Source organism: Lysinibacillus sp. NPDC056220 (assembly GCF_049315265.1).
In the GTDB taxonomy this organism is placed as follows: Bacteria; Bacillota; Bacilli; order Bacillales_A; family Planococcaceae; genus Lysinibacillus; species Lysinibacillus pinottii.
Genome location: NZ_JBMOXD010000003.1, coordinates 1 through 13,443 on the forward strand (window position 1 = coordinate 1; position 13,443 = coordinate 13,443).

The window sequence follows — 13,443 nt, forward strand, 5'->3', positions numbered from 1 at the left end:
GGCGGCGACTCCTGCGGGAAAAGCGGGAAAGTCGAGATCCTGGACTGAGCGAAGCGAGGGAAGCAGCTCGACCCCGCCCGCGGAAAGCGTCCGCCCGTAGTGGAAATCAACAGCTTTACTTTATTTCATTGTAAAAGAAAAAAGACTGTAAGCAAACTCTCAAATTTTTTGAGTTTGTCTACAGTCTGAGATGACAATATCCTTTGAATATTGTCGTTTTTTACCGAAGCATTCTTTTTAATTGCTTCATTTCATAATTTAAATCGTCAATTTGCTTTTGCAGTTTATCAATATCATTATTTTTACCTTGGTTCTCTTGTAACTCATCTTCCAAGGCAAGACCTGCTGCAATGGTCGCTAGTGCGTCACCAAGTGTTGTGATGGCTCCCGCAATAACAGCCAGCTTAGCAGCTTGACTCACTGACTCAGCGCCTTCACTATTCCGATAGCCTTTGTTATTTTTCATAAAATCCTCCCTGCAAAAAAGGGTATTATATGTATAGTATGCATGCTGTAAGAGACAGGTGCAGAACCATGGTGACTAGCAGCCAAAAAAGGTCACTTATTTTTCAATAAGTGACCAAAAAAAATGGGGATGTGTATCTTCCTGAAGATATGAGCAAAGATGGAAAGCGAGTAGGGTACATTACCAATATATGACGTTTTGCTTTATGCTGATAGGTATATATCCTTGGCTAAAAATCTTTTCTTTTTCTAAGGGGAGGGACTGTCCAATAGGTCCCCATTCGCCACAGCCACTCCAGTGGTCCGAAGCGGAAATAGTGTAACCATAGCTTACTGAAGATTAATTGTAAAACGTAAATACCTAGACAAATCCATAGTGACTCGAGGAATCGAATTTGCCCAATTAGTTGAAATGTATGACCGATTATTAAAATGAGTGCAGTTTGCCCTAAATAATTTGTTAGGGCCATGCGTCCATACGCCTTTAATGGTGATAATAGTCGTTGGAATAATACACTTTGTAAACATAGGATAATAACCCCCATGTAAAAAGCGGAAACAAATGGGCTAAACTGTAGTCCAATTAACGCAAATTGCTCCATATTAGTAATATGCTCTTCCAGTTGAATTTTGGATAAATGATTGATATTAACATTGGCTGTAGGGACATAGTGCCACTGATAAAGCCAGCTAACTATGCTAACACAGAACATTACAATCGTCACTAGCATGATTTTTTTTCGATGTACGGAGATGTTTTCAAATAGACGGTATTGTCCAGCAGTTAAACCTAGCAAAATTAGTGGGAAAGGCATGAGGATCTTTATCCCAAAATAAGCTGACAGGGCTAATAGAATGATCCCAACTATTAAATTGATTTCTTTCCGTACTTTATAAAAAGGTAAGGCTAAAAAACCAAAAATGGCATAGACAGTTAATGCTTCTCCTGGTTGAAAATAGAAATGGATAAGCCCCATTAATAATAATATTAAAAGTCTGCGACTAAATAATACATAGGCTCTATCATTTCTAGCCATTGCACGCGAAAGAAAAAGATAAAATCCTATGCCAAATAAAAAAGAAAAAATAATAAAAAATTTACCCTCTATAAAAAGCGTGAGAAATCGACTATAGGCAATATCACTAGCTATTTGTGGTGGTGCAATCCACATCAATGCAGGGATATTCACTAAAATAATGCCAAGTAAGGCAAACCCTCTTAAATAATCTAAAGTATCAATACGTTTGTTGTTGTCGGTTGGTTGCAACGTCATCTCCTCCTTACAACCAAGTATAAGGTCGTTTCCTAAAAATTAGTAACGAAGAATGTTACGTGAATCTTACAAAATCGTCATATTTGGAATTAGCTTTCTATAGGGTATGTCGCTAATATAGCATGAGCATGTTGACGCAAAAGCTGAATTAATTCAGGTGGTTCTTTGACAATCGCATCCGGACCTAAGCGATAAAAAAAGGAGCTAATAAAGTGAATCTCTCCTTGGTCAATCATTGTATTGATATAGCCAGTTCCATCACTATGACCAACCACCACCTTCTCGAAATTTGGCTCACTTCCGCATTGTCGTACACCTTCTCTTGTTAATTCGACATACAAGCGTATTGGCTGCTGAGGTTCATGGGGACTCTCTAGCCATTGCTGTAAATGAACAGATGTCTCATAGCCTTTATCGCTTTTATTCATTGAATGAATGCGATCAACTCGAAATAGAAGGATTTTCTCTGTTTGTAAATGAATAGCAGGCATATACCACAAGCCATCATGCGCATACACGCCAATAGGATGGACATGCTTAGTGGTGATGCCTGATTTTGATTCATATTGAATGTCTAATTGTAAATGGTTAATAACCGCTTCTAATACGTCTGATAAAAGAGGTGTAGAAATAGCGCGTTTAGGATTCCAAAAGGCAATATAGGATTGCAGACTATCTACCTTTTTTTGCGCCTCTTTCTGTAACGATTCATATAGTTTTTGTGAAACAGACTTCATTTCCGTATTAAATGGTAAATCACGATAATATTGCAGAGATTGGAACGCAAAGAAAATAGCAACCGCTTCTTCCTCTGTAAATAAAATAGGGGGAAGAATGGCACTTGAAAGCACTGTATATCCACCATTTCTTCCTTGCTCTGCGTAAATTGGCAGCCCCATATCACTTAAATCTAACAGGTAACGATGCACTGTTCTTACAGAAATGTTGAAGGCATCGGCAATTTCCTGGGCTGTAAATTGCTTTTTAGCGCTGACAAATAACAAAATATCAATTAATCGTTTAGCCTTGGACATATTCTTTCACCTTTTTTAATTAATCATGTCAATAGTTGTCATGTTTTATGTTTAGTATATACATTGTACGAAAGATTTTCAAAAGAAGAGGAGCTGACATGATGTCACGAGAAATAGTGGTATTTATCGGAATAAGTTTAGATGGGTTTATAGCTAAAGAAAATGATGACTTACAATGGCTGGAAGAAACAGAGGGGGAAGGGGATAATGGCTATGCTGATATGTATCAAACCATCGATACGATTATTATGGGGAAACGAACATATGATTATGTCAAAGAGCATCTCGATACATTCCCTTATCCTGATAAGAAATGTTATGTGTTCACCCAATCTCAAACAGGGAAAGATGAGCATGTGGAATTTGTCCAAGGGGATGTGGTGGCGTTCACTAAGAAATTAAAACAACAACCAGGCGCAAAAATTTGGATGGTCGGTGGAGCTCATATATTGGATGCTTTTTTACAGGAGCAGTTGGTTGATGAATGGATTATCACCATTACCCCGCATTTATTAGGGGCAGGTATTCCATTATTTAAACAACCGCGTCCATTTGAAGATTTAAAGCTACTCGAGACAAAGCGATACGGTCAAATGGTCCAAATGCATTATCAGGTGAGAAAAGAAGAGTAAGGTAGTACGGATTAAAAGGAAAGGATAGATGAAGAAAATCTATCCTTTTTTTCATGGAATAATAAGTTGCTTATTATGAAAAAGAACTTGCTTGACTCTGTATCTGTTATGTTAACAAGACCAGCCTCAATCGGTTCATCTTGTTTTTAATTGCATAAAAATATTCACTAATATAACTAATAATGGGTGCATGATAAATGCTATGGCTATTTGAGCATAAGAAGCGCCAAAATATTCAGCATCGGTATCGAAAAGAAAGATGTTCAGCATCGTAAATAGCGTTAATACAGCTATTAGAGTGTAGCGAATGGCATTTTGAGAGCCAATAATTGAGCCATACACAAATAACAATGTGGAACTAAATAGGAGTACATGTAGAATCAGGGCTTCATCAATTGCATATGAAACGGGTATATCAGAAGTAATCAATAACCGATAAGCGAAGGCCCCTAGTAAAACAAACGTGCCAAATAAAAGTAATAGATTAGAAATTAAATTTTCTCTCATTGTCTCACCTTTTATTAAAATTTAGGTGTTAGTTTGGTTGCAAATCCTTTTTAAAAGACCTGAACAGCAAACAGTACAATCCGTTTTGAATTGGCAACAATATTAATTACTTAACAAAAACAACATATTCGTACCATTGGTTTAGAAAAACAAGCAAAGAGTATTTAATCCTTTTGCTTATGTTTGATTGCTAAATGTAATGAGAAACTTATCCCAATGGTCATTATTATAGAAAAAATAATCGTGAACATTTCTTTATAATAGATGGATGTAATAGCCATGATAATTGAACTGATGATAAGGGCTACACGTAATAATATAGCAGTTTTTTCACTTGGATTAAAAAAATCTTGAAGAATAGCAAATAAATAAGCGAATCCGAAAAATAGAATGTACTCATAAACCAACACAGGCTCAACAGAATCTGGAATTCCTAAATATAGGGCTTGAATTATGAGAATAAATAACGCTATATATTTTAAATATTTATAGGAGTTTTTTGACAAATGATCACCCTTTTTTATAATAGATTAACATTTTTAAACAAGTGTTGGTTATAAAAGTTATTATTTTAAAAATTTAGTATATTCAGTAAGGAATGTTCTTTCCATTTGGATAAAAGGAGACAATTTGAAGTGAATGATAAGAGATATTACAGATTAAACTTAGCGTTCATTTGTGTTGTTTCATACCTGAGATTCATAATCAGATGGATTATAATAGGTTTGTAAATGGTTTTGGATATTGGGTGGGTTCATGTATGGTCCTCCTATTTTATTGTATAATAAATGGACATTTCTACAAGGATACAGAAGGGGATACTACAATGTCATTGGAACTTCCGCGAAAAATACATATTATTGGCTCTGTTGGTAGTGGGAAAACAACATTAGCACGTTCATTATCCAAAATGCTCCAGCTTTCTTTTCATGAATTAGACAATGTAGTTTGGATTCGTAACCAATCGGGGGATATTAGAAGGACGGAGCAAGAGAGACAGGAATATCTACAATGTATTATCCAAACAGACGGGTGGATTATTGAAGGAATCCATCAGGAGGAATGGGTGGCACAAAGCTTTCAGCAAGCGGATTGTATTATCTTTCTAGATACGCCTTATAAAATTCGTACTGCTCGGATTATAAAGAGGTTCGTCAAACAAAAAATAGGAATCGAAAAAGCCCATTATCAGCCAACTTTTTCGATTTTTTTTAAAATGTTTCGATGGAATAAACGTTTTGAAGAGGTGGGGAAGCCACAATTTTTTACAAAAAGGGAAGATCTATTAGATAAAGTATTATTAGTTCAGCACCAAAAGGATGTAGACAATTATTTTCGTCAGTTTCAATCAATAAAAAGCGTATCCCGATGAGTGGATACGCTTCATTTTTAGGCATTTTTCTTTGTGCGTGTTGTACGCTTTCTTGTAGTAGGCTTTTTCGTTTTATCTAAGGATGCCTGTAGCGCAGTCATTAAATCTGTGACATTATCGGGAACTGGTCGTTGTTGATCGTTCGTAGCTACCGTATTGGTTGCTTTTTTCTCTTCGATTAAGTCCAGCAATGCATTCCGATAATCGTCTGTATATTTCTCTGGGTTAAATGTGGTCGTTAATTGGTCGACCAGCATCAGAGCTGTCTCTAACTCCTTTGGTACAACGTCCTGCTCACTTGGAATATTCGGGACATCCCCGACACTCCTCACCTCATCAGGATAATGAATGGTCTCCATCACGAGTGCATTTTGATACACTCGCACAACAGCAAGCTGTTCTTTTGAACGAATAATGATTTTAGCAATGCCAATTTTGCCAGATTGCTCTAATGTTTTACGCAATAATGAATAGGCTTTAGCACCAGTAGAATCAGGGGATAGGAAATAGGTGCGTTCAAAATAAATCGGATCGATTTCCGTCAATTGTACAAAATCAATAATTTCTACGGCTTTATCTTCATTTTCTTTCCGTAAGTTTTCTAAATCCGCTTGATCCAGTACGACAAATTTATTTTTTGTATATTCATAAGCTTTTACAATTTCCTCATCTTTTACTTCTTGATTGCACCCCTCGCAAACCTTTTTATAGCTAATCGGTGTATGGCATTCCTTATGAAGCTGTCGCAGTTTAATATCTTTATTTTCCGTAGCGGCATGAAGCTTTACTGGGATATTGACAAGTCCAAAGGAAATGCTTCCTTTCCATACTGTATGCATACAAATGTCACCTCTTTTTCTTACTATGATATTTTTTGCAGTATTTTATGTATTGTAAATCGAAATCATCAAACACTGTAGATAAAAAGCAAGGTAGGTATTGTGACATGAAACCAATGCTTTTAACGGAAGCAAATGAAATTCCAATAGGGGATGACTGGCTTTATGAAACGAAATATGATGGCTTTCGATGCCTCTTAATATGGGATGAGCAACCGATACTTATTAGTAGGAACGGGCGCAATTTAAATCATTCGTTTCCTGAAATTATAGATTATTGTCACCAAATACATGCTTCAGTGAAAGCATTTTTACCACTCATTTTTGATGGGGAGCTTGTGTATTTAAGCAATCCATATAAAAGTGAATTTTCTGTTGTCCAGCAAAGAGGGAGAATGCAAAATCAAGATGTCATTGCAAAGCATGCTCAAGCCTTCCCCATGAGGCTTCTCGTGTTTGATATGTTAATGATCAAAGGGGAATCGTTTAGCAACCGTTATTTAAAAACTCGTAAAGAGCAATTGGCAAAGCTAGCAGCAAAGGTAAAGCTTCCCAATGTAGATGATCAAGATGGAAAGGCCATACAAATTGTGCAGGCTAAGGAGGAAAGTAATATTTTATGGCAGGCGATTAAGGTCTACAATGGGGAGGGCATGGTTGCCAAGAAGAAAACTAGTAAATGGCTGGATAACACACGCTCAAGCCATTGGTTGAAAATTAAAAACTGGCGTTATGTGACAGTCATTGTGACGCAATATGATCATAGTAATGGCTATTTCCAAGGTTCCATTTATGACGGAGGAAATTTACGAGAGGTTGTTACATTTAAACATGGCATGAAGGAGGAAGAGCATCAAACACTCGTTGCCTTTTTTCAGGCTCAGGGGCAACGTAAGAAAGAATTGTGGGAGTTAGAGCCTTCTATTTGTGTTGATATTGCCTGCATAGATTTTGATGGTAGTAAGCTCCGAGAACCAAAATTTCATGCCTTTCGATTGGAATTAACACCAGATATTTGCCAATGGCAGCATATGCAGCGACAGCTGTTTCCTATTCCTGAAACAGTTCCTATAACACATCCTGATAAACCTGTATGGCCAGAAATAGGTGTAACAAAGGATCATTATTTATCGTACTTACAAAGTGTTTCGTCCTATTTATTGCCATTTCTTCAAGATCGCCCATTAACTTTAATACGCTATCCACATGGTGTTCCTGGGGAAAGCTTTTATCAAAAAAGTAGACCAGATAAATTACCTGATTTTGTAGGCACAGCGATGATGGATGAGATTGATTATATGGTCTGTAATAATCTTGAAACATTGTTATGGCTGGGCAATCAATTAGCATTAGAGTGGCATATTCCATTTCAAACACGACAAACTATGAATCCGACAGAGATTGTCTTCGATTTAGATCCCCCTTCAACGGACCATTTTTCTTTGGCGATTGCAGGGGCACTAGATTTAAAAGGAATTATTGATTATTTTCAGCTACAATCATTTGTCAAAACTTCAGGCGGGAAAGGGTTACAGCTCTATATCCCGTTACCAGCAAATAAATTTACCTATGAGGAGGTTCGCGTTTTTACTGAATTTGCTTGTCGTTTTTTATGCCAACAAAAGCCACATTTATATACAATCGAGCGATTAAAAAAAAATCGCCATAATAAATTATATTTAGATTATGTGCAGCATGCTGAAGGTAAGACGATAATTGCCCCTTATTCCACTCGTGGAAATGAATTAGGCTTAGTCGCAACGCCACTCCATTGGGAAGAGGTTAATGACGATTTAAAGCCCTATTATTTTTCGATTCCTGCTGTTATGGAGCGAATGAAGAAAATAAGCAATCCCTTTAAATACTTTCGAGAAGTAGGGGAACAACAGGACTTTCAAGCAGTTTTAGATCGTATAAATGAATAATGCTCATCAGGTCAAGAAGTATTGTAAGCTACTTCTTGACCCTTTTTATGATTAAAGTGTAACCTGTGCTTTCACTTTTTCTAAATAATCCAATATTCCCATCGCTGACACAATCGTATCGAATGGAATGGTTTGATAGACAGGGTGGTCGGGTGATAGACCATTTGCTTGTAAGTAGCTAAATAACAGCTCCTTTAATCGAGCATCTAAATCGCGAATTTGTTCCTGGAGCTGGCTGGATGCTCCTTGTGCTTTACGGCCTTCTTCTAAAAAAAGAGGTGTCCAATAACGTACTTGACGATAGGCCTCTGCTGGGTTTTTATAAGCTCCATAATGGCCAAAATATAATTCGCTTGCCTGTAGCTTTTCGTACAATTGAATGGAATGCTCCATCGTTTCAGGATTGTATTGATTTGGGGAAGTGGAAGGTATGATTAGATCAATTGCTTCACCGTCCATTTCTGGGTAACGTACACCTGTTGTATCCCCAACAAAAAGACCGTTAGTAGCGGAATAAAGCATAGAAACATGATGTTTTGCATGGCCCTCTGTATGATAAAACGTTAAATGATGTTGTCCTAAATGGAGTTGTTGTTCATGACTTACTTCTATAATTCGGGCTGCATCGATCGGCACAATCGGATGAAAAAGGCGGTCAAATTCGGTCCCATAAACGCCTTTAGCGCTGGAAATGAGTCTGCCCGGATCGATCATATGGGCCGACCCTCTAGGATGAACAACTAATTTAGCATGAGGGCAGCTCTGTAAAAATAAGCCTGCACCACCGGCATGGTCTAAATGAATATGTGTCACAATGACGTAGTGAATATCCTCTAAAGCGATATTTAATTCCTTTAATCCTTCCATAATGTATGGAACGGATGGACTAGCAGACGTTTCAATTAAGGTTATTTTTTCATCAATTAATAGATAGGAGCTTGTTCGTTGCTCTCTATTTAGATCATGCGTATCAATACAATAAAAATTTGCGGCGATTTGTTGGACTCTGCTCAAAAGAATTCCCCCTTTAATTTCAATAATGTGAAGTATATGCTCTAAAAGTCAATTTTTAGCTACAAAAAGTAGTAGTTATACTATATAATAATAGAAAATCAAACTGAATGTCCATTCATTTTTTAGGGGGATCATTATGGAGAACAAAATTCGTTATGATACAAGGAAAGTGCACCGAGTTAATTTGGCAATAATATCGATTTTAGCCATTCTAATTTGTGGACCTATGATTATATCAAAAGGAATACTATTTTTATTTGTCGGACTAGCCGTTATCGCCTTAGCTATATGCAATTATTTTTTGCCGATAAAAGCTTATGTAAAAGGGTTTATCTTTGGTCTTATTCCATCAAGTATAGTGTTTACATTATTTTTGCTAGATAGTTTTTCATTGAATAAACATTATATTTTGCTGTGCACCATTGCCATTATCGCGCTTTATTTTAAAAAGGAATTAATTGTGTTTTTTGGGTTGCTAACTAACATTAGCTTTATCATTTTATATTTGGTCAATTCTTCATCTTTATTAGGGCCCTTTGATGACATCATTGTTTTCATCACGCTTCTAGCGATTATGAACGGTGTCATTATTGCTTTTTATTTACTTGCTAAATGGGGGAATGAGCTTATTAAACATGCTGAAATTCAGCAAAATGAAGTCCAAGCTTCTTTCAATCAATTACAAAATACATTTCAGGAAATCGAGAAAAGCAGTCAGGCTTTGGACGAACATGTGACGCAATTCCAGCAAACCATGCAAAGTATTTCTGGCTCTAGTAAACAAATATTATTAGCCACTGAGGATATTTCTGCCAGTATTCAGCAAGAGGCTTCTAGTTTGCAAATGATTCATGTCACTATGAGTGATTCTGTTCATTTTGTAAATGAAACGTTGACGATTTCAAAGGACACAGTGGAGAAATCTACTGAACTTCAGCAAGAGGTTTTGGCAGGATGGGCTAAAATGCAGGACGCGATGGCTCAAATGAGCGTGATGAGTCATGCCATGAGCTCAACCGGAGAAACCGTCAACGAGCTTCAATTCAGTTTGCAAACGGTGGATAGCTTGCTACAGGGGATCACACATATTGCGCAGCAGACAAATTTATTAGCACTAAATGCAGCCATTGAAGCTGCTAGGGCGGGGGAACATGGTAAGGGATTTGCTATTGTAGCGGAAGAGGTACGAAAGCTAGCGGAGGAAAGTGCTGCCATTACGGTCAGTATTACGAATGTGACGAAAACGTTGTTTGAGAAAGCGACGGAGGCTCATCAACGTTCTGATGATGGTGAAAAAGCATTACAGCACGGGGAACAGCTTTTACAGGATGTCAGTTATTTCTTTAATAGTTTAAAGGAATCATTTACGCAAACGAATACAGACTTGACAAGGGGGATGCACGAATTAAGCAGTGCCATCTTACAATTTGAGGCAATCCAATCTCAAATTGAAAAGCTGAATAAAATGACAGAGCAAAATGCATCATCAACAGGTGATATAGTGCATTCAGTGGAGGACGAAAATAAGCTCTTAGTGAAGATGACGGATACGACAAATCGTATTCAGACTTTAAGCGATACATTAAAATCATTGGTTATGGCAAAGATTTGAAGGAGAGATTGAAATTGAAATAACTGGTAGGTTAAAATAACAGTATGATTAAACATCTTAGATGGAGGGTATAGTGTTGTTAGTCATCTGAGATATCCGAAGGACAAATTAAAGTCATATGCATCGGTAGCTTGACCTACATAACGATGTCCAGTTAAAAGGTGAAGTTGAAAGGGAGGAAGGATACCATGAACATTCGTAGCTTACAGAGTGCAGATTATTATACTTTATTGCCAGTAATTAATGAGTGGTGGGGCGGAAGGAATATGTCAGATAAACTGCCTAAATTATTTTTCGATCACTTTACGAACACAAGCCTCATCATGGAAAAGGATGGCGAGATCATTGGTTTTCTTGTCGGTTTTTTATCACAATCCAACACAAATGAAGCGTTCATTCATTTTGTAGGGGTTCACCCTGATTATAGAAAACAGAATATTGCAAAAAGGTTATATGATGTATTCTTTCATGTGGTGAAACAGTATCACCGTAATATCGTTAAGTGTGTTACATCCCCTATAAATGAAGTATCCATTGCCTTTCACAAAAATTTGGGATTTAGAATGGAGAAGGGTGACAAGGTGATGGATAATATGTCTATCCATAGTGATTATAGCGGCGAAAATCAAGACCGTGTGTTATTTTATAAAATTCTATCGTAATTTCCTTGAATGACCTTGCATATAGTCCCCAATAAGGGGGCTATAGATGTTTATCCAAAAACTATTTACCTTATGGTTTCTTATTTCCATCATTGTTAGTGTCGTCTTTTTCTTTTTTTCCCATACGCCTATTCAAAATGCTGAGAAATCAAATGCGTCTCTATCGCAACCTAGCAACGATGAACTATTAGGTTATATGCAACATTATCTATTTCTTATTAGTGATATTGTCATAGCCCTGCAAAAAGAATCTTATAGCTTTCAATTAGACTATGCTGTCCTGCCAAATGGGAAAATGGAGCTCCTTGTGTCTATACCTGAAACAATCAATCAGCTGTCCAAACAAAAAATAGAGGAAACGATACTTGATTGTATTCAAAAAAATGATTTAAACCCGATATCGTTTCAAATAACAATTAAAAATCTTTATGATCCTGTAGCCACTGACTCGACCAGGCTTAGCTATAATGATGTTATGGCTCATTTATTTGAAACGATGACTGCACAACATGTTGGTGTCTTCAGTATCGACCACACGATGACATCAGAACATGTCCACATCATCATCAATTTAACAGAAGAGAAGGATGATGTAATTCAAAAGGAAGTTCGACAAGTAGCCGAGGATGTTATAAAGCAGCATCAATTTGATATACAGCAATTCTATATTGAAATACAAAATAAAATGTTTGCGTACCATAAATGAATAAGGAGATGTGTGCTTCGAGCGCTCATATTCAAATGCCTAGCCTTTGTAGCAAGAAAAGGGATATACCATTGCCATTGTAACAGGTGTAAAAGGCATCCTAAAGATTTAGGAGCTGCATTTGTAGAAAATCAGCGGTTGATAGTATACATATTTTTTCATGCACTAGCAAGTATATCAAAATAGCATTTAAGTAGTAAAAGGAGACAACGTTTACTGTCTCTTCCTCTACGAAAGCACCTCGCTAATTGAAGAAGAACAGCGACGTTTATTAAACAATCGGGCTCGTTGTCTTAATTAGGGACTGTCACCAAAATGAATTATTTATTCTCGACCTATCTACAATGCATCCATTTTTACATAAACAGAAAAACACCACAAGTTAATAACATACTTATTAATCCCACACCTCGGCCCCTATTATCCACCAAACAACGGATTTAGTGGATGTCTCTTTTCCTTCTTTCCTCTATGCTTTTTTTCATTGACATAAGGACAAAAAGTCCAGCTACGATTAAACCAACTGATATCCAAAGTAACAATTTCATTTTAACATCTCATTTTTTATAGTTTGCTATCTACGAATGGCACCAAATATAGATGTTATTTTTCTAGATAATAAAAGTTCCCTTTCTTTATAGCACCATTAACGGATCAAGCACGAAATTAACACTCAATTGACTACAGATAGAATTTAAGAGAGAATATATAAAGAATGCTGAAAGAAAGGAGGATTTCTGTGGAACATCGCTCACTAATTCTGCTTGGGTTATTAATGGGACAAAGTCAACATGGATATCAAATTAATGAATTTATCGAAAGAAACTTAAGTACAGTTACAGATATGAAAAAGCCAACCGCTTATGCTACTCTGGATAGACTAAATCAAAAGGGTTATATAGATATTCAATTAGTGCAAGAAGGAAATAGACCTACCCGAAAAGTGTACTCTATAAATGAAAGCGGCCGAACGTATTTTTATCAATTATTATTGGATAATCTATCCTCTGCAGAAAGTGTTAATTATCAAGGAGATATTGGGTTAATGTTTATTGATTTCCTTCCTATGGATCAAGCAATCCCGGCCTTGCAAGAACGATTAAAGAAAAACAAAAAACGCATAGATGTATTTAAGGAAACGCCGGCACATGGGATACGTACCGGTGTTAATCTAGCGGTCGAACATAAAATTATTATGCTAGAAGCAGAAATAGTCTTTCTTGAAAAAACTATTCAAAATTTTAATCATTCGGATTAAATAGTATATCCACAAAAAAAGGAACCAAAGAGGGTTCCTTTTTTTATTTGAGTCAAAAATAAAATTATATAGTCACGCTTGACTAATCAACAAGAAACTATTAGAATTCAATTAGTCAAACGTGACTATATATTAATGATAAA

General features: G+C 36.5%; 14 protein-coding genes. 7 read left to right on the plus strand and 7 right to left on the minus strand.

Annotated features, from left to right (window positions below; translation table 11 throughout):
* Positions 1-220: 220 nt before the first annotated feature.
* The 3 genes from ACOZBY_RS10095 to ACOZBY_RS10105 form a co-directional block, all read right to left on the minus strand.
* Positions 221-466 carry a hypothetical protein gene (locus ACOZBY_RS10095; protein ID WP_012294680.1) on the minus strand — a complete coding sequence of 82 codons (246 nt, stop codon included), beginning with the start codon at positions 464-466 and terminating at the stop codon, positions 221-223.
* A gap of 229 nt (positions 467-695) precedes the next feature.
* On the minus strand, positions 696-1,739 hold the full coding sequence (locus tag ACOZBY_RS10100; protein WP_200990375.1) for a DUF418 domain-containing protein: 1,044 nt from the start codon (positions 1,737-1,739) through the stop codon (positions 696-698).
* 89 nt (positions 1,740-1,828) lie between these two features.
* Positions 1,829-2,773, minus strand: a complete 945-nt coding sequence (locus ACOZBY_RS10105; protein WP_197149563.1) for a helix-turn-helix transcriptional regulator — start codon at positions 2,771-2,773, stop codon at positions 1,829-1,831.
* 101 nt (positions 2,774-2,874) lie between these two features.
* Between ACOZBY_RS10105 and ACOZBY_RS10110 the strand changes: the two genes are divergently transcribed.
* Positions 2,875-3,405, plus strand: coding sequence for a dihydrofolate reductase family protein (locus ACOZBY_RS10110; protein WP_422762510.1), 531 nt, complete (start codon positions 2,875-2,877; stop codon positions 3,403-3,405).
* A 135-nt stretch (positions 3,406-3,540) separates the two neighbouring features.
* On the opposite strand, the gene ACOZBY_RS10115 is transcribed toward ACOZBY_RS10110, so the two are convergent.
* The gene (locus tag ACOZBY_RS10115) at positions 3,541-3,912 is read right to left on the minus strand and encodes a hypothetical protein (RefSeq protein WP_036166393.1); all 372 of its coding nucleotides are present in this window, start codon (positions 3,910-3,912) and stop codon (positions 3,541-3,543) included.
* 164 nt (positions 3,913-4,076) lie between these two features.
* Entirely contained in the window at positions 4,077-4,418 is a 342-nt protein-coding gene (locus tag ACOZBY_RS10120) for a hypothetical protein (RefSeq protein WP_036161823.1), read from the minus strand.
* A 320-nt stretch (positions 4,419-4,738) separates the two neighbouring features.
* Between ACOZBY_RS10120 and ACOZBY_RS10125 the strand changes: the two genes are divergently transcribed.
* Positions 4,739-5,284 (plus strand): AAA family ATPase, encoded by a 546-nt coding sequence (locus tag ACOZBY_RS10125; RefSeq protein WP_031417217.1) that lies wholly within the window; start codon positions 4,739-4,741, stop codon positions 5,282-5,284.
* 17 nt (positions 5,285-5,301) lie between these two features.
* On the opposite strand, the gene ACOZBY_RS10130 is transcribed toward ACOZBY_RS10125, so the two are convergent.
* Positions 5,302-6,123: a Ku protein gene (locus ACOZBY_RS10130; RefSeq protein WP_422762202.1), complete on the minus strand. Its 822-nt coding sequence runs from the start codon at positions 6,121-6,123 to the stop codon at positions 5,302-5,304.
* Between the two features lie 107 nt (positions 6,124-6,230).
* Between ACOZBY_RS10130 and ACOZBY_RS10135 the strand changes: the two genes are divergently transcribed.
* Positions 6,231-8,048: a DNA ligase D gene (locus ACOZBY_RS10135; RefSeq protein ID WP_325881512.1), complete on the plus strand. Its 1,818-nt coding sequence runs from the start codon at positions 6,231-6,233 to the stop codon at positions 8,046-8,048.
* 51 nt (positions 8,049-8,099) lie between these two features.
* Here the strand turns inward: ACOZBY_RS10135 and ACOZBY_RS10140 are convergent, their stop codons facing one another.
* Positions 8,100-9,062, minus strand: coding sequence for an MBL fold metallo-hydrolase (locus ACOZBY_RS10140; protein ID WP_012294671.1), 963 nt, complete (start codon positions 9,060-9,062; stop codon positions 8,100-8,102).
* 136 nt (positions 9,063-9,198) lie between these two features.
* On the opposite strand from ACOZBY_RS10140, the gene ACOZBY_RS10145 reads away from it, so the two are divergent.
* The 4 genes from ACOZBY_RS10145 (at position 9,199) to ACOZBY_RS10160 (ending at position 13,300) form a co-directional block, all read left to right on the plus strand.
* Complete coding sequence (locus tag ACOZBY_RS10145) at positions 9,199-10,674, plus strand: methyl-accepting chemotaxis protein (protein ID WP_036161818.1); 1,476 nt, start codon at positions 9,199-9,201, stop codon at positions 10,672-10,674.
* Positions 10,675-10,862: 188 nt separating this feature from the next.
* The gene (locus ACOZBY_RS10150) at positions 10,863-11,336 is read left to right on the plus strand and encodes a GNAT family N-acetyltransferase (protein ID WP_012294669.1); all 474 of its coding nucleotides are present in this window, start codon (positions 10,863-10,865) and stop codon (positions 11,334-11,336) included.
* 46 nt (positions 11,337-11,382) lie between these two features.
* A complete protein-coding gene (locus tag ACOZBY_RS10155) occupies positions 11,383-12,042 on the plus strand; it encodes a hypothetical protein (protein WP_422762204.1) in 660 nt (219 codons plus the stop codon).
* Positions 12,043-12,781: 739 nt separating this feature from the next.
* A complete protein-coding gene (locus tag ACOZBY_RS10160) occupies positions 12,782-13,300 on the plus strand; it encodes a PadR family transcriptional regulator (RefSeq protein ID WP_036161815.1) in 519 nt (172 codons plus the stop codon).
* Positions 13,301-13,443: the final 143 nt, after the last annotated feature.